The 17,823-nt window shown below is 36.7% G+C and carries 17 protein-coding genes and 1 tRNA gene; 8 read left to right on the forward strand and 10 right to left on the reverse strand.

What is annotated here, in order from left to right; translation table 11 throughout:
• Together C8N28_RS13385 and C8N28_RS13390 are read left to right on the forward strand one after the other, a co-directional pair.
• A complete protein-coding gene (locus C8N28_RS13385; RefSeq protein WP_132225722.1) occupies positions 1–1,752 on the forward strand; it encodes a sensor histidine kinase in 1,752 nt (583 codons plus the stop codon).
• A gap of 220 nt (positions 1,753–1,972) precedes the next feature.
• Positions 1,973–2,695, forward strand: coding sequence for a class I SAM-dependent methyltransferase (locus C8N28_RS13390; RefSeq protein WP_132225724.1), 723 nt, complete (start codon positions 1,973–1,975; stop codon positions 2,693–2,695).
• A 2-nt stretch (positions 2,696–2,697) separates the two neighbouring features.
• Here C8N28_RS13390 and C8N28_RS13395 read toward each other — a convergent pair whose 3' ends face one another.
• On the reverse strand, positions 2,698–3,033 hold the full coding sequence (locus C8N28_RS13395; protein WP_132225726.1) for a carboxymuconolactone decarboxylase family protein: 336 nt from the start codon (positions 3,031–3,033) through the stop codon (positions 2,698–2,700).
• A gap of 127 nt (positions 3,034–3,160) precedes the next feature.
• Here C8N28_RS13395 and C8N28_RS13400 point away from each other — a divergent pair, with 127 nt between their 5' ends.
• Positions 3,161–4,537 (forward strand): glycoside hydrolase family 140 protein, encoded by a 1,377-nt coding sequence (locus tag C8N28_RS13400; protein ID WP_132225728.1) that lies wholly within the window; start codon positions 3,161–3,163, stop codon positions 4,535–4,537.
• A 50-nt stretch (positions 4,538–4,587) separates the two neighbouring features.
• On the forward strand, positions 4,588–4,974 hold the full coding sequence (locus C8N28_RS13405; protein WP_132225730.1) for a DoxX family protein: 387 nt from the start codon (positions 4,588–4,590) through the stop codon (positions 4,972–4,974).
• Here C8N28_RS13405 and C8N28_RS13410 read toward each other — a convergent pair.
• Together C8N28_RS13410 and C8N28_RS13415 are read right to left on the reverse strand one after the other, a co-directional pair.
• Positions 4,971–5,465 (reverse strand): DinB family protein, encoded by a 495-nt coding sequence (locus C8N28_RS13410; RefSeq protein ID WP_132225732.1) that lies wholly within the window; start codon positions 5,463–5,465, stop codon positions 4,971–4,973. The two genes, C8N28_RS13405 and C8N28_RS13410, sit on opposite strands and share 4 nt — an antisense overlap.
• Before the next feature lie 147 nt (positions 5,466–5,612).
• Entirely contained in the window at positions 5,613–6,173 is a 561-nt protein-coding gene (locus C8N28_RS13415) for a GNAT family N-acetyltransferase (protein ID WP_132225734.1), read from the reverse strand.
• 181 nt (positions 6,174–6,354) lie between these two features.
• Here C8N28_RS13415 and C8N28_RS13420 point away from each other — a divergent pair, with 181 nt between their 5' ends.
• Together C8N28_RS13420 and C8N28_RS13425 are read left to right on the forward strand one after the other, a co-directional pair.
• Positions 6,355–6,795, forward strand: coding sequence for a VOC family protein (locus C8N28_RS13420; RefSeq protein WP_132225736.1), 441 nt, complete (start codon positions 6,355–6,357; stop codon positions 6,793–6,795).
• A gap of 17 nt (positions 6,796–6,812) precedes the next feature.
• Positions 6,813–7,256 (forward strand): DUF6157 family protein, encoded by a 444-nt coding sequence (locus C8N28_RS13425; protein WP_132225738.1) that lies wholly within the window; start codon positions 6,813–6,815, stop codon positions 7,254–7,256.
• A 2-nt stretch (positions 7,257–7,258) separates the two neighbouring features.
• Here C8N28_RS13425 and C8N28_RS13430 read toward each other — a convergent pair whose 3' ends face one another.
• From C8N28_RS13430 to C8N28_RS13450, 5 genes are all read right to left on the reverse strand, one after another.
• Positions 7,259–8,680, reverse strand: coding sequence for a glucoamylase family protein (locus tag C8N28_RS13430; protein ID WP_246012834.1), 1,422 nt, complete (start codon positions 8,678–8,680; stop codon positions 7,259–7,261).
• Positions 8,681–8,712: 32 nt separating this feature from the next.
• Entirely contained in the window at positions 8,713–9,549 is an 837-nt protein-coding gene (locus tag C8N28_RS13435) for a LamG domain-containing protein (protein WP_132225740.1), read from the reverse strand.
• A gap of 23 nt (positions 9,550–9,572) precedes the next feature.
• On the reverse strand, positions 9,573–11,069 hold the full coding sequence (locus tag C8N28_RS13440; RefSeq protein ID WP_132225742.1) for a RagB/SusD family nutrient uptake outer membrane protein: 1,497 nt from the start codon (positions 11,067–11,069) through the stop codon (positions 9,573–9,575).
• Between the two features lie 18 nt (positions 11,070–11,087).
• Positions 11,088–14,084, reverse strand: a complete 2,997-nt coding sequence (locus C8N28_RS13445) for a SusC/RagA family TonB-linked outer membrane protein (protein ID WP_132225744.1) — start codon at positions 14,082–14,084, stop codon at positions 11,088–11,090.
• A gap of 273 nt (positions 14,085–14,357) precedes the next feature.
• Entirely contained in the window at positions 14,358–14,732 is a 375-nt protein-coding gene (locus tag C8N28_RS13450; protein WP_132225746.1) for a Fur family transcriptional regulator, read from the reverse strand.
• A gap of 149 nt (positions 14,733–14,881) precedes the next feature.
• Here C8N28_RS13450 and C8N28_RS13455 point away from each other — a divergent pair, with 149 nt between their 5' ends.
• Positions 14,882–15,790, forward strand: a complete 909-nt coding sequence (locus C8N28_RS13455; protein ID WP_132225748.1) for an NAD(P)/FAD-dependent oxidoreductase — start codon at positions 14,882–14,884, stop codon at positions 15,788–15,790.
• A gap of 303 nt (positions 15,791–16,093) precedes the next feature.
• Positions 16,094–16,360 (forward strand): reverse transcriptase domain-containing protein, encoded by a 267-nt coding sequence (locus tag C8N28_RS13990; RefSeq protein ID WP_132225850.1) that lies wholly within the window; start codon positions 16,094–16,096, stop codon positions 16,358–16,360.
• A 111-nt stretch (positions 16,361–16,471) separates the two neighbouring features.
• Here the strand turns inward: C8N28_RS13990 and C8N28_RS13465 are convergent, their stop codons facing one another.
• Together C8N28_RS13465 and C8N28_RS13470 are read right to left on the reverse strand one after the other, a co-directional pair.
• Positions 16,472–17,530: an aminotransferase class I/II-fold pyridoxal phosphate-dependent enzyme gene (locus tag C8N28_RS13465; RefSeq protein ID WP_132225750.1), complete on the reverse strand. Its 1,059-nt coding sequence runs from the start codon at positions 17,528–17,530 to the stop codon at positions 16,472–16,474.
• A 201-nt stretch (positions 17,531–17,731) separates the two neighbouring features.
• A tRNA-Ser gene (locus C8N28_RS13470) sits at positions 17,732–17,818 on the reverse strand.
• Positions 17,819–17,823: the final 5 nt, after the last annotated feature.

Below are 17,823 nucleotides of genomic sequence, written 5' to 3' on the forward strand. Positions count from 1 at the left end.
ATGAAAACGAAACTAAAATTGATTCTTGGAGTTGGTTTACTCTTTTTGCTCATTATCTTATTAACAGCAGTAAGTACCTGGTATATCAATGCATTAAAAAGAGACACCAATAATATCCTCCTTGCTAACTACAATACACTAGAGTATTCAAGGAACATGATGTTGGCACTTGATGAAATGCCAAATAATCCTGAAGCAATTATCCAGTTCGAAACCAATCTTCATAAGCAAAGGAATAATGAAACCGAACCTCTAGAAAAAGAAACTACCGACAAAGTAGCTGAACATTTTATACAGGCAAAACAAAACCCAAATGATAGTACAATAAAACCTCAGATCAGGAAAGATATTTCCGAATTAATGAGGTTAAATATGATAGCTATACAAACCAAAAGCAGCATTGCTGCTCAAACTGCCCAAACCGCCATTATATGGATCGCATTTACCGGAACTTTCTGCTTTTTAGTTGCCTTTGTATTATTAATAAACCTGCCTGGCAGCATCGCTAACCCAATAAAAGAACTGACAGCAAGTATCAAGCAAATTGCTGCCCAAAAATACAGCCAACGCGTACATTTCGAAAGCCACAGTGAATTTGGAGAATTAGCAAGATCGTTTAATACCATGGCAGAAAAGCTGGAAGAGTATGCTGGCAGTAAGATTGCCGAATTATTAATGGAAAAGAAAAGGATTGATACGCTGATAAACAATATGCACGATCCTGTGATAGGCTTAGACGAAAACGGAAAGGTATTATTTACCAATAATGAAATGTTAAAAACCATTGGGTTAAAAAAGGAAGATATCATTGGAGAAAGTGTCCAGCAGATTTCTAAAACCAATGATCTAATGCGTATCTTAACTCAAGATCTAGTTAAGACAGAATACAGCGAACAGAAGAAAGAGCCCTTAAAGATCTATGTCGACAACAAAGAAAGTTATTTCGAAAAAGAGATCATTGGTATCAGCGTAACTCCAACCGGAGAAACTGAAAAAAAGCAAATAGGCTCTGTCATCATTTTAAAAAATGTAACTCCCTTTAAAGAATTAGATTTCGCCAAAACCAATTTCATAGCTACCGTTTCTCACGAACTAAAAACCCCGATTTCTTCTATACAGATGAGTACCCAACTATTAAAACATCTGGGTACCGGAGAGCTCAATAAAGAGCAATCACAACTTATTGAAAGTATCAATGAAGATAGCAGCAGATTACTAAAAATTACTGGCGAACTATTAAATATGACCCAGGTAGAAACTGGAAACATTCAATTGAATATTCAACCAAGCAGTGCTTATTCAATTTTGCAGTACGCTATTGACACAACAAAAACACAGGCTGATCAAAAACATATCAACTTATCAATTGATACAGATGCAAATATTCCTAACCTAAACATTGATTCGGAGAAAACAGCTTGGGTTTTAACCAATTTCATTACTAACGCAATTAGATACTCACCCGAATACAGTGAAATCATTCTATCTTTAAAAAAGAAAGAAAACAGAGTATATTACTCTGTTAAAGACTTTGGAAAAGGTATTGATGAAAAGTACAAAGAGAAAGTATTTAACCGCTATTTCCAGGTTCCCGGCAGCTCAAAAGCAGGAAGCGGATTAGGTCTGGCCATCAGTAAAGATTTCATTGAGGCACAAGGAGGAAACATTGGAGTTGAAACCGAGCAAGGATTAGGAAGCATCTTCTTTTTCTCTTTTCCCTTCATATCAAATAACATCATAACCTCTTCTTAAATTAGGACTGATTTACATACCTTGCTTTACCCATATAAATACATTGCTTTACATACTCGGGTAGTGCATGGGTTATCCCTTCGTTGAGTCTGCGCTTTTTAGCGTAAAACAACGCATATAAAATGCACCATATACTCATTAATTTTAGATAGATATAAAACAAGTCTCATCCTGATTTTATCCAATAATTTATTAGCTTTAATCCCTCAATCCTTAATCCATGAAATCAGATTATTCACAAAAAGCAACGAACGAAGAGATTAGAACAAGATTCGATAACGATGTTGAACGTTTTTCGAACCTTGAAACCGGACAACAGACTACCATTGATGCTCCTCTTACTATGGAGCTTTGCACAGAGGCAGCCAAATACATTAACCCGAATGCAACCGAATTGCTTGATATTGGTTGTGGTGCAGGGAATTACAGCTTAAAAATGCTAAGCAAAATTCCTGATCTGAATTGTACGCTGAATGATTTAAGCTTGCCGATGTTGGAAAAAGCAAAAGAAAGGGTATCTGCACAAACCAATGGCAAGGTAAACATTATACAAGATGATATGCGAAATCTTAATCTGCCAAACAATCATTTCGATATTGTATTGGCTGCTGCTACTTTGCATCATTTACGCACGGATGCAGATTGGGAACTCGTTTTTACTAAGATATACAATGCCTTAAAACCAGGCGGCAGTATCTGGATTTCAGATCTGATTACGCATGATTCCAAGCTAATTAATCGGCTTTTTCAAGATAAGTACAGGGCCTACCTTGAAACGCTGGGCGGCCCTGAATATGGGCAAAAAGTATTTGATTACATTGAATATGAAGACACTCCGCGTTCTTTAAACTATCAGCTTGCTTTATTAAAGAAAGTAGGATTTAAAGAAACCGAGATCTTACATAAAAACTCATATTTCGCAGCTTTCGGAGGAATTAAATAGTCTTATTTCTCATCTCCCATTTCATCAATTGCTAAGGCAGAATGTGCTACTGCAGCTCCTGCCCGCATTTCGGCAGCTATCCAGATAGCTTCCATAATTTCTTGTTGGGTAGCTCCTTTCCTTAAAGCTTGTTTTGTATGGCTGCGAATGCAATATGGGCATTGAGTTACATGCGCCACAGCAATTGCAATTAGCTGTTTTGTTTTTTCAGGAAGTGCTCCTTCTTGAAAAACTGTTTTGCTAAAATTACGCCAAGCATCCATAGATGCAGGAGCTAGTTCAGCTCTTTTTTCATTTGCTTTTAAAGATGGTGTTGGAAATAGTTCATTTTGACTCATGATGTTGTGATTTATATTTGCTTTGTGTTTTTCGATACAGACAATTTAATCATTATCATTTAAACCAATGTCAGAAAAAAAGATTCGTATATTGTTTTGACAAAACAAAGAGAATTACACTCTTAGCATGAAACAGCTACTCACTTATTTTCTATTATTATTTACTCTCCCTGCTTTTGCCCAGTTAAAAGTAAGTGCAGATCATCATTATTTACAGACAAATGATGGCAAGCCATTCTTCTGGCTTGGTGATACTGCCTGGGAATTATTTCACAGATTAAATCGCCAAGATGCAGATCTATATCTTGAGGACAGGGCCAATAAAGGCTTTACCATCATTCAAGCAGTTGTATTAGCTGAACTTGATGGTTTAAATACGCCAAATGCATACGGCGAAAAACCGTTAATCAATAATGACCCTACTCAACCAAATGAGGAGTACTTTAAACATGTGGATTACATTGTAAAAAAGGCTGAAAAACTGGGATTAATCGTTGGAATGTTGCCTTCTTGGGGCGATAAGTGGAATAAAGCCTGGGGAGTAGGTCCGGAAATCTTTACTCCTGAAAACGCCCGCATTTTTGGTGAATATTTAGGAAAACGCTATAAAAATAATTCTATCGTATGGATCATGGGTGGCGATAGAGATATTGTAGATCAGGAAGATCGAGATATTATTACAGCAATGGTTGAAGGTTTGAAGAAGGGTGATGAAGGAAAGCATCTATTTACCTTTCATCCGGCTGGCGGAAAAAGTTCTTCAAATTTCTTCAAGGATGCTCAATGGATCGACTTTCATATGTCTCAAACCGGTCATTCAAAAGAGTCAAAGAACTATCTGTTTAATATAAAGAACAGAACTTTAACTCCTGTGCGTCCGCATCTTGATGGTGAACCAAGATACGAAGATCATCCCAATCAGTTTAATCCCGTAAAATTTGGATGGATGGACGATTTCGATGCACGTCAAACAGCATATTGGAGTATGCTTTCAGGTGCTTTCGGACATACCTATGGCAATCATAATATCTGGCAGTTTTATACAGAAGACCGAGCTCCAGTTTCTTGGGCTAGAACCAATTGGAAAGTTGCGTTAAACCAACTAGGAGCTATTCAGGTTGGCTTTATGAGAAGGGTATTTGAGAAACGTAACTGGCAAAGATTAGTACCCGATCAAAGTATACTTCCTAAAGATAACATCGAGAACGAGGAGTATCAAATGGCTTCAATTTCTCAGGATGGAGACTTTCTTTTCGCTTATCTACCTTATGGAAATAAAGTTAAAATCAATACTGAGAAATTAACAGGAAAGCAGTTAAAAGGCTGGCTTTTCAATCCGCACGATGGCTATACGATCTCTTTAGGCAACTTTGAAAATACAGGCAGTAAAGAAATTGAACCACCTTCTATGGGGAGAGGAAGCGACTGGCTTGTTATCATTGATGATGCTGCAAAGAATTACCCAAATCCACAAATAATCAACTTATTATCGAAAATACATTAGCTTATTTTTTAATCCTTTTTTGTAGATTAGTTGTAATTAAAACCTAACTTATGAAAACGATAAAAATTTGTTACTGGATATTTACCATATTGCTGATTGCATTAATGCTGATGTCGGCTATTACAAGTTTCATGAAAAACCCTGACGGTGTAGCTTTAATGGAACATCTGGGCTACCCTTATCATTTGCTTAGCTTTTTAGGAGTCGCAAAAATATTAGGAATTATCGCCATCCTGATTCCTGGCTTCCCAAGGTTAAAAGAATGGGCGTATGCAGGTTTTACATTCGACTTAATAGGCGCTATCTATTCAGGTTTAGCTGCCGGCGATCCTCTTGGCCAATGGGCCTTTGTACTTATCGGACTTGTATTTTTATTCGGTTCTTATATTTTCTACCATAAGAAAATTAAATACGATAAAAGGTTTACACAACCTTAATCGTATTTCAAAGCCGGATAATTTAATAATCTTCGCCATAAGGCAAGCTGTCCAATGATGCTTGCTTCACGATATATGGTGAAGGATATCAGCTCATAGTAGGTCATTTTCATAAAACCCATATCCATTTCACTATTAAGCTTTTTATTATCGATCATAACAAGGGCTTCTCTGGCAATTGGACTGATCATTCTCCAATCTTTTAAATATTCAGCAAGAGTTGGATATTTTGCATCGTCCTGAATTCCCTTATTGTCTTTAAATAGCTCTTCGCCGGTTTGTTTTAATCCAGGATTGGTTTCCGATGTCATCATAAATCGCTGTTGAACCAATGACCCGACAAGCCATGCAATGTGATTTGCTTTGGTATTTAAACGCTTATAAGCATCCTCTTCAGATATTCCATCAATGGCTCGTTCAAAAAAGGTAGTCTGCATATCAAACAATGTCAGAAATCCTTCTACTCTACTGCTAGCTGTCTTCGTTTCCATAATTTTTATGATCTAATTTACACCCTTTAGAGCAACATACTCTTACTTAGGTTTGTTTAGTAAATTTACATCAATGAATAATTAAAGCAGCTGTATATTGCGACAATCTAAAGGGGGAATAACGCCAGTTGAGTGATAAGTATTTGGCTATATGATTCTGTAAACCATATGATGGTATAAACCACCCATAAAAGGTTTCTCTTCTACGATTTCGAAACCCATATTCTGATAAAGCTTTAGAGCCCGGTCATTGTTAACATCAACCAGCAAACCAACCTTTTTATGCCCAAGCTTTTTGGCCCAGTCAATACCGGCAACTATTAACAATTTACCTATTCCCTTTCCTTGTGCAGCTGGATCTACACTAATGGTATCGAGGTAAAATTCACCGGATTCAGTCTCCGGTTCCGGATTGAAATTTACCAAGCCAAAATGTTCTGCTAAATGATCGAAGAATGGCTTTCTATAGGTTTCTAGCTTTGCACCATCATAAGCACCTATATTTCCGACAACTCCTTCTTCGTTTTCGTAAACAAGGGTATTCTCAAAACTATATTGATTATCAGTCAACTGAAAAAAGTGCTCAAAAAGAGGGATCACTGGCTCAAGCTGATCGGAGTTACAAAACTTCATAGCCAGATCTCCCATAGCCTGAACAATTAACGTTGCTACTTTTTTACTATCAGATGGTAAGGCAGGACGAATCATAGTTAATAAAAAACGATGTAAAACTTGGGCAAATTAATGATTCAGTTTAATAGTTACCTGATCTTCAATAATATTTAAAGAAAAGAATTCGTTAATTTTATTGGGATTACAAGTAAATAGAAAATTACCATCGGATACTAGCTTAAAACAGCAGACAATTTATTAAAATTGAAACTTACAAATGGAACAAAGAATAAGTGTATTATCTATCGGAGCAGATGACATAACAGCAATGAGAAATTTCTATGAAGATATTCTAGGATGGAAACCTATAGCTCAAAATAAAGATATTGCTTTTTATAAAATGAACGGGTTCTTATTTAGCATTGCTAAACGAAGAGAATTAGCAGATTTTATAGGTGTTAATCCTGACGGAATTGGTTTTCGTGCAGTTACTTTTGGTTATAATGTCTCTACTGAAAATGAAGTAAGAGAACTTTACAAAAAGCTTAAAGCTAAAGGAGTTAAAGTGTTGAGTGAACCTACTGCACCACCTTTCGGTGGATTGTTCTTTTACTTCGAAGATATAGAAGGAAACATCCTTGAAATTGCCTACAATACATTTGTTCTTCTCGATGAAGAAAATAATGCTGTTGACCATAAACCAATTGACCATCTATAAGTTCAAAATTGAAGCAGATGAAACAACAAGACGGACTACATACGACCAACTATTTTGACACTCTTATTGAAGTTTCAGACGACTGCAAAGTAACGGCAGGGCAAATTCCGGCTTTAAAGAATGACAAGAAAACAATTGCATCAAGACAATTTGAATTGATTTCTAAAAATCCTTATAAATTCACTTCTGATGATGTTCTTTTTCAAGTTTATGCAGATAAGAATGATTTAACAGACAAGAAATATAAAACCGCAAGAGAGCAATTTTTCTCCAAAGGGCAACCTTGTTTCCGAGCTTCACCTCTAACAAAACAATTCGGCTGGGGACTTCATTCTGACTCAAATGGAAAAATTGCACTTTATGGGAGGGAAACAGAAGAATATCAACACTTAGCTGAAGATCCGAAAACAAAGAAAGTAAAAGCAATGCGAGAAAATAATATTTTCAGTATACAGCAGTAATTTTACTGTATTGCCTCAGCAACTTCTGTATTTGCTGTAAGAACATGTTGCATGCTTGTAAAACCTAGCTTTATAAGACCGGATTGTATTTCTGGTGCGCTCATAAATAAATTCCACAGCAAACCGCTCCGATGATTTTCGATCATTACAGGAATGGTACCTTGATCAATCGCTAAATAACGCTTTGGAAACCAATTTTCAGTTTCACTAAAAGCATCGTAAAAACCATACTTGCCCCAAAGCTTATCTCCAAAATCATAATATAGGTGACGAATAACCTCCATGCTATATTCTGGAGTATAGGGAATGGAAGATATTGCAGCCGTAGGAGTGATAACACCCAGATCATTTGTAGGACTGTGGGCCGAATATCCATCAACAGAATAGCTGGCTGTCAGCCCCCATGTATCTGCACCATATCCTTTAAAATTCTTAGGATTTTTAATACTATACTCTCTATCAATCAAAGCATGATTTCTATTTAAAGCCCAATAGTCAGCATACTGATCTTTCAATCCTCTCGGATCAAGAGCTAAATAAGAATATTGCGACCAAAAAAGCGGCCCTACGCTTCCCTCATGTCCATTATGTGCGAGTATTACTTTATATCCATACTGTTCTGCGCTTGATTTTATAGCTCCATTTCTTGCCCACCCTTCATGATATACAGCAGCAGGCACTCCATGTGTTGGCGACGAAGCTGCCAATATATAAGTGATTAAACATTCATCATATCCTCTAATAGGAAAATTCATGATCCACCCATAATTAGGGCTCCAATGCCAATAAAGAACATTCTGTTCTCCGTTACGATAAAAATTCCAATCAATTCCTTTCCAAAGCTCATCCGCTTTTTTAGCTAAACTCTGTTCTTCAATATTACCTTCATTAAAATATTGCCTAACGCATATTAAAGCTTGAGCCATAAATGCCGTTTCTACCAAATCACCTCCATTATCTCTTTCACCAAATGGCTTTACTTTTCCAGTCGGACCATACAACCAATGTGGCCATGCACCATGAAAACGATCGGCTTTCGCTAAATAATCTACAATTCTATTTAAGCGATTATAACCTTCAGAACGTGTAATAAATCCTCGCTCTATTCCTACCAAAATAGTCATTATACCAAAACCGCTTCCCCCAGTAGTAATTACATCCTGATCATTCTGTGGATATACACCATCTATATGAATGCGTTCGCGGGCAAGGCCTGATATATCTTCTGCACCTTCCCAGAAGTATTGAAATGTTTGTTTTTGAACAAGGGTAAGTAAAGAATCATCACTGAGCTTGGTTTCTTCGGCAGGAGGTTGAGAATCATCCAATTTCGGAGAACTGCAACCTATAAAACTAATCAAGCCGACTATAAATAAAACTCTTACAAAGTTTATATTCACTACCAATGTCTTTAAATTCATCATACTATAAAGATATTCCTATTTTACCACTAGCCTTATTCTTTGTTGGTAAACAATGCTTTTACTTCATCATCGCTAAGAGCCTTGGTATATACCCTAAATTGATCAAGCATACCTGTATAATGAAGCATCCAATCTTGAGAATCTCCCTGGATTCCGATATGTTGCTGATATGCACCAATAACAAATTGAGATGCATCTTTAAAACTCAATTTACCCAAAGGTTCGCCATCCTTTTTCCGATCGGTAACCGCTGCAGGCAAATCCATCTTTTCTCCATCCATGTATCCGGCAAATTTTGAAGTATTTTCATCGTAGCTGAAAGCTAAATGATGCCATTTGCCATACATATCAGGAAGCCGATTGAGACCATTATTACCATTGAACTCAACCCAGTTACCTGCAAAATTAAACTTAAAAAGCATTGAATTATCTGCAGGATTATCATTGCCTTCAATAATAACGAATAGATTTCCCCAGAAATCACTTGTATTCGGCATCATAAATAAGGATTGGCCTCCGCCTGTATGCTTTTCTGTATTCATCCAGAATGCAACAGTGAAGCTAGTCATTTCTGCTAATTTACCAGCATTTGCATATTGTATCTGGCCAGTAGTTGAACCTTTATAAGCCTTCCCTTTAATACCCTCAACATAGCTAATTCCTTTTGCATTACCTTTTGCATCATGAATACTATCAATCGGACTATCTTCAAAGGAAAGGAATAATTGAAGCGGACCATTGAGTCGTGCTGTATCATCAGGTATGATATTCATTGGTGGCCTATCCATTTTCTGACAAGCACTAAAACTTGCGGCAATCAGGACGATGAAGAGCCCTCCCATTATTGCTTTTGAAAGTATATTTTTCATTTTTATCAGTTTAGATGTCCTAATTAATAATCTGGATTTTGTATCAATACACCTCCGGATTTATCTATTTCTGGTTGAGGTATGGGTAGAAAACGATTCTTATGCTGATATCCTGCACTGGCAAGTACATCATCTGCAATTCCCCATCGAACTAAATCAAAGAAACGTTCATTCTCCATGCCCAATTCCACTTGTCTTTCATGTCGGATAGCCTGGCGAAGTGCTGTTTGATCTGTCGTTGTTACTTCTGGCAATACAGAAGCATTGCTTCCCCGGGCTCTTGCACGCACCATCTCTAAATACTCTAAAGATTTTTCAATATTAGCTGTTCCTCCTAATTCATTTGCGGCTTCGGCTGCCATAAGAACAACATCTCCATATCTGATTACACGCATATTAAACCATTCGCCTTGTGTACTGCCGGTTGATCTTCTTATGTCAGGATCGGTATAAACTTTTTTACTCCAATACGGCCGTGGGAGACCTGCAGGAACAAACTCTCCGTAAGGAGAATTAGTCTGCCCTGTATACAAAAGCGTCTCATCCTTTCTCGGATCGCCGGCTTCAAAAGCATCTGCCATTTTTTGATTGGGCACATTCCATCCCCAGCCTAAATTCCAATCTCCCGATCCTCTTACCCCTTGCCGGCTGGCATAGGTAATACCAACTGTTTTATTACTCTGCGAATAAAAGGCTTGAATTTCAAAAACAGACTCCTTACCATTTTCCTGAGATTCTCTGAAGATCTGATTATAAGGAGTACTTAAATCATAAATTCCAGACATCATAACTGCTTCTGAAGAAGCTAGCGCCCGGGACCACATACTACGAGCTAAAAATGTTTTAGCCTGCAATGCTAAAGCAGCCCCTTTAGTAACTCTACCTACAAATTGACTACTCCAGCTTGGCGGTAAAATAGCTACAGCTTCTGCCAGATCTTCATCAATTAATTGATAAATATCAGCAATTGGAGATTTGGCCACTATTGCCTGTGAAGGGTCAGTAATTCTGAAATCAATTTTTGGAACCTCTCCGAAAGAACGCACTAAATTAAAATACGCGAAAGCCCGAAAGAACTTAGCTTCACCTACATTAATTAACGTAGTAGGGGTTTTCTCTGCGATAGAGTCGGCAGCTGAAATAACATTATTAGATAAATTTATAAGATTATATTGTCCTGTCCAATAAGAGTTTATCAACCAGAAATCTTTTACATATTGAAATTTATCGAAAATATTCGCAGCATCTTCTCCATCACCGGGCGCACTACCTTTATCCGCATCGTCTGCGCGCATATTATGAACAGCAATATAAGGCAAACCACTAATCCCCTCATTTCGAATTCCTCCGCCGTATATTGCAAACACTTGTCCTTCAAGAGATCCCGGGTCTAAATCCTCTTCTGTTAATTGACCAAGAGGCTTCCGATCCAGAAAATCTTTTTTACATCCCGAGGCGACTACAATCACCATAATTAGTAAAACAGCTAGCTTACTATATATATTGTTTAATTTTTTCATAACCGTGTTCTTTAACAATTAGAAATTTAAATTCACACCGAATGTATAAATAGCCGGCACAGGGTATGTGCCATCATCCACTCCAAAAGAAGTAGCGCTTCCACCTATTTCTGGCGTATAGCCCGTGCTATTTCGAAGGGTGAACACATTTTGCGCATTAACAAAAATTCGCAGAGATTTTAACTTCAACCGATCTAATATTTCTTGATCAAAGTTGTATCCTAACTGTAAGTTTCTAAGTCGGAAAAAGCTTCCATCCTCAATATAATAAGTAGATGCTAAACGATTATTTGCTCTTCCAGAATCCATAATGGGCTCCCAATTAGAAGTTCCTACACCGTGCCACCTATCAAGCCTGTCTTCTAAGAAGTTAAATTGAGCAAAAGCATTCCGATTCCAATTCCTAAAAATCTCATTGCCATATACTCCCATAAAATCGGTTCCTATGTCAAAGTTTTTATAAGTGAAATTGAGGGAAATACCATAGGTAAGGTCAGGAGTTGGATTACCAATGATAGTCCGATCGGCATCATTAATCTCACCATTTCCATCCATATCGCGGAATTTAATATCACCTAATTTGGCTCCAGCAAGTACAGGCGACACTCTCAACTCTTCATTTGTTTGGTAAATACCGTCTGAGATATAACCATAAAAATAACCAATCGGGTAGCCGACACTCGTTCTGGAAACACCATCAACAATATCAAAACCTTCGTCTAAAAGCTTGTTTACCTTATTATCCATGGTAGTAAGGTTACCGCCTATGGTTAAAGACATATCATCGTTAAAAGACTGCGTCCATGAAGTCGCTAATTCAATCCCTTTATTGCTTACTTCTCCCGGATTTGAAAGACCTGCCTTCACACCTAGCGAAGCAGGAACAGTTACAATAATTCCTTTCGTATCTTTATGATAATACACTGCTTCAAAAGATAATCGGTTATCAAAAGCACCTAGTTCAAAACCTCCTTCCCATGCATACACGCGTTCCCATCTCAAATCACGATAAGGAACATAAGATGGCTCGTATGCCGGAATAATATTATCTCCAAAAACAGCAGAATTACCTGCAACTAATAATGGATATAACGGATATTGGTTTCCCCCGGTATTTTGATTTCCAAGTACACCCCAGGATCCCTTTAGCTTTAATCTGTTAATTGAAGACTGATCTTTCATGAAGTCTTCTTCAGATAACAACCAAGCTGCTCCTACTGCGCCAAAGTTTTGCCATTCATTACCATATTTGAAAAAGCCGGAAGTTCCATCACGACGGAATGAACCGTTTAACAAATATTTGCCTTTATAATTATAAAGCACACGTGCTAAAAAAGAAAGTGTTGAACGTTCCCAAGCTGTTCCATCTCCTATTTGGGTATCTGTAGAGCCAATGCCTACATACCATTTATCGGGGTCATTTGGTATCGGATCTCCATTACCTTGTGTTCTGCTGGCATTGGTTGATTCATAGGAGTTATAATAACTTGTCCACCCTGCTGTTGCTGTTAAATTATGATCGCCAAAGCTGTTTTTATAAGTCAACAACCAATCTGATTGAATTTTAGTAAAGATATTTTGGTTCTGGGAAACGGACGTAATTCTATTCAATGGGTCAATCTTACTATCACCGGCAATCTCTGGATTGTAAACATTTACTAAAGGAGAATAGGACCTTCCTTGATTAAACCCATAATCAGCTAAGAAATTAACTTTGAAATCGAAATGTTCCAGAAAACCAATTTCTCCAAATACGCTGGCAACAGCACGATATTCACGATTAATCGCTGTATTTCTCCGATCAATGATATCAACTAATGGGTTCCACACTTGAGCCCGTTGAAAATCTGGAAGGGTATGATATAATCCATATTCATCATTATATACCGGAGCAATCGGTGCGGCACGTACAGCCCCAGAAACACTTCTTTCCTGAGGTAATTGTGCTCTGTAACCATTGAAATTTACACCGAATTTTAAATTATCAGTGACTTGGAGTTCATCGTTAAGAGATAAAGTGATCTTATTAAGTTTTTCATAGTGAATAATACCTTCTTCCTGAGTATATCCTAAACCCATATAAAACTTATTATTTTCTGAAGCACCACTTACACTTAGATTGTTGTAGTTTAAGATACCACGTTGGAATATCTCATCTTGCCAATCGGTATTCGCTGTCCAATTTGTATAATCGTAAGCAGCGATTCCTTCGTTGGCTCGCTGTTCATCATACAATAATTTAAACCCGGCAGCATCGGTTAATTTCATACGATCAGATACATCCTTGAATCCTACAGTTGAATTAAAGTTAAAATTCAACTGACCGGCCTTTGCTTGTTTGGTAGTAATAATAATAACTCCGTTTGCACCTCTAACCCCGAAAATGGCCAAAGACGATGGATCTTTTAATACTTCCATCGTTTCTATATCGGCAGGGTTGATAAAATTGATGTTATCATTTAAGATTCCATCAACTACATACAATGGCTTTACGCTATTAATTGAATTGGTTCCTCTAATTCGAATATCTGGCTCTGAACCCGGCCGTCCTGAATTAACAATTTGCACACCAGCTACTTTTCCTTGTATGGAAGAAACAGGATTTGCAGATGGCTTATCAGCAACATCGCTTCCCTGAACGGTTGTAATTGAGCCTGTTAAATCTCGACGAGCCGCACTACCATAACCAATTACAACAACCTGCTCTAACTCTTGAGTAGAGGTTACTAATTGCACATCGATTTGTGATTGATTGTTTACAGGTATTTCTTGAGTGCCATAACTGATAAAACTAAACACCAAGGTCGCCGCGGGATCTACCTGAATTGAATAATTCCCGTCAATATCTGTTTGTGTGCCGTTAGTAGTTCCTTTAACTTGAACTGTAACGCCTGGCACAGTTTCTCCTGTCTCGGCGTCTCGAACAACGCCTTTCACGGTAATCGCTTCTTGAGCCCATAGATTAGTTGCGAAAAGAAATAAAAATACCGACAGACAATAGGTAATAATTTTCATACGCTTACAAATTAATTTTAACGAATAGGTATAACAAGTCCTATATAAAAATCTCGACAAAACAAGCGTAAAAGCAAACACAGGTACCTTTACTCTCATTTAACCGAAAGAATACATGTAATAGTAGCAACCATTAAAACAGAGTAATGTTTTAATTAGTAAGCATTTGAACAAAAAAAATAGATTAGCTAAAAGATTTTTTCTTAAACAGAAATTATTTTAAGTAGGGAGTACTTAAGAGTTCGTAATCATTTATATTTAAGTCGACATCAACTACGAGCATTCTTTACAAAGGCCAACAAGCACACAGTTCAGATTTTCAACTTTGTAGCTTTCAGGAACTGAGTATTCAACAATTGATGGAAGACACTCAATAGTTTCGCATTTTGTACAGCGAAAATGAAAATGATTTCCAGGAATAATCACATCATCACATTTTACGCAAACAGCAAAATACTGCTTTCCATCGTCAGCAACTATCTTATGGACTATCTCATCTTCACAAAAACGGTTTAATATTCTATAAACAGTAGCTCGATCAGCATCAACAGTCATTTGCTTTATAATAGCATCTTGACTCATTGCCCTTCTTTTACTTGCCAATACAGCCAAAACAGCTTCTTGTGTTGCAGTATTTCTTCGTTTCATATCACTCCAAAGTTAAGCAAAAGATACTATTGCGACAAATTTGCATTAATCTATTGCGACAGTGTTGCATTAATGAAATCTTTGCTTACATTTGTTGAAACATTATGCAGAAAAAGTAATTATTATCTGCATTTACAAAATATAAAAGTATGACAAGCACTAAAGACTTTGAAGTAATAATAATAGGCGGAAGTTATGCAGGGCTATCAGCTGCAATGGCCTTAGGGCGTTCATTGCGTAATGTTTTAATAATTGACAGTGAACTTCCTTGTAATAGGCAGACACCTTATTCTCATAACTTCTTAACACAGGACGGCAAAACACCTAAAGAAATTTCAACGCTCGCCAGGCAACAAGTTGAAAATTACAAAACCGTAAAGTTTTACAAAGGGCTTGCTACTATGGGAACAAAAACAGTAAATGGTTTTGAAATCACAACAGATACTAACGAAAAATTTACAGCAAAGAAATTGATTCTTGCAACTGGTATAAAAGACATTATGCCAGAAATAAAAGGATTTGAAGAATGCTGGGGTATTTCTATTATTCATTGTCCATACTGCCACGGTTACGAATATCGAAAGCAAAACACTGGAATACTGGCAAATGGAGCAAAAGCATTTCACCTTGTTTCATTGGTCAATAATTTAACAGACAATATAACGATTTTGACAAATGGTAAAGCTGATTTTAGTTCAGAACAAATGGAGAAATTAAACAAGCATAGCATAAAAATTATAGAAACAAACATTTCTAAATTTGAACATAAAAACGGACATATACAGAATGTAGTTTTTAGCGATAAAACTAAAAAACCTTTTGATGCCGCTTATGGTGTAATTCCATTTTTGCAACATTCAGATATACCAGTTTCCCTCGGTTGCGAACTTAACGAACACGGACATATCAAAGTTGATGCTTTTCAAAAGACCACTATTCAAGGTATTTATGCATGTGGAGACAATTCAAATATGATGCGTTCAGTTGCTAATGCGGTATATAGTGGTAATATAACCGGGGCAGTGATAAACGGGGAATTAACAAACGAACAATTTTAATTCAATACTATGACAGAGTTCTGGGAAGAAGCCTTTAGTTGTAGAGTTTAGATAAGATATTAAAGAAATTATTACTTCCACTCGTTTATTGGGATTTTCTGCAATTATTTGTATTGGAAGACATAAAAACTTGAAATAAAATATAGCTTTGAAGAAAAGGCGAGGAAAGCTATTGATTTGTGTTGCGTTCATGTAACATGTACAACAATATTAGAAACTTGTTGACATTAATCTTTAAACCAATATAATGATATCTAATATTTAGAATTTAACTGAATATGATTAGAATACCATTATAAAACTATCCCAACAAGACTACCTCAAGGTTCACCAGTATCACCTGTTTTAAGTAATTTAATTTGTAGGTCTTTGGATACAGAGTTCGCAAGGCTATGCGAAGAGTTTAAGTGTCATTATACTAGATATGCCGGTGATATAACAATTTCGACTAGAATTAAGACTTTTCTAGTGTTTTTGGAAGTAGGAATAGAGCTACAGTTGATCATTTGCATATTATCGATATGTTGGTGTTCCACAAAAAGATATTCATTTTATAATTGTCTGGTCTGAAAAGGCAAATGATTTTTGTGAATTCTTCATTCATAATTACGAAGAAAAAACGAGTGATAGATTATTCCTTAAATAAGTATAAGCCTTTTTAGTAAAGACACTCCCCATTAATCAAACAGAAGAATCAATTTCCCTACTTATTGTTAGAATATCTTCTTCCTTATGTGCGCTGCTAATGACTACTCGATTAAGAAGTGGGTCAGTTGAAAGAGGATAGGAAAAGCTCGATATTATAATATTCTTCTTTTTCAATAAATCAAATAAACCGGTATCTGGAAAATAAAAGCCGGGGAAATTATTTACGGAGATATTATGCTTTCTAGTGTGTTTTCGGAATAAAGCAATATTATGCTGCAGTACGGCATACTTTTCCCTATAAATGTCCTCCGCATGAATAAATGTATACATAGCTGCAGGAGCTGGTGGCGACGCACCAAGATAAATACTTGTGTTCTTCAATTGCTCAATAGCCCGATTATCCGCTAGAATCACTCCAGCGTCAATTCCTAAGCCTTTCGCCATCGAGGCCACTATAATACTTCGAAAACAATCACGCTTAGGAACATTCGCCACCACTGCACTTCCCTCTAGTCGTAAAATTCCAATCCCATGTGAGTCATCTAAAAGAAAAGTAATGTTCTTACCTTCGTGAACTTCTTCAAAAAATGAAAAATCATAGATTTCAGGCACCAAACTATCAATCGTATTACTCACTACCACAAAGTCATTATTCAGACTATCGTTAATATATCGAATAATAAAGTTTAACCAATCAGTAAAAGAAAGTGGAGAGTTAGGTCTACTATCTAACCACAAGGCCGGATGACAATCAGGTGCATAAAGTAGTTCTCCTTGAGTGGAGAAATATTTAATAGCCATTTGTGCAGCAAGAAATCCACTTGACATAATTAAAGCACTCTCAGCTTGAAATCGTTTGGCTGCTATTTCTTCAGCTTTGTCGTATACATTCAGCTGAACGTTATTACTTCGAGAAGTACCATTATTGACCCCATAACGAATCAATCCTTCTGTATATAAATTAATGAAATCTGAATTATTGTTTAAACCTAAATAAGCGGTCCCACCAAAAAACAAATAACTATCATCCTCAACTTCAATTTTACGATCGCTAGCAACCTCTAAACTCCGAAATGAAAAACTCTTATCCATACTATTTGCTTCAGTGAAACTAATTTAGCAATTGCGTATAATATTTGTTGGTTTTTATTCATTAATTAAGTACTTAAGGCGCTTTTTAAATATAAACTCTGCCGAAACTCTGCCAAATTACCTATAAATTAGATTATATGAAACCTACGAAAGTGCCTTTAAACGAAAAAGAGCGACTCTTTAGAATCGCTCTTTTATCTGCGGAGAGAGAGGGATTCGAACCCTCGGTACCGTTTCCAGTACGACAGTTTAGCAAACTGTTCCTTTCGGCCACTCAGGCATCTCTCCTTATT

It is taken from the genome of Albibacterium bauzanense, assembly GCF_004339765.1.
GTDB classification, from domain to species: Bacteria; Bacteroidota; Bacteroidia; order Sphingobacteriales; family Sphingobacteriaceae; genus Albibacterium; species Albibacterium bauzanense.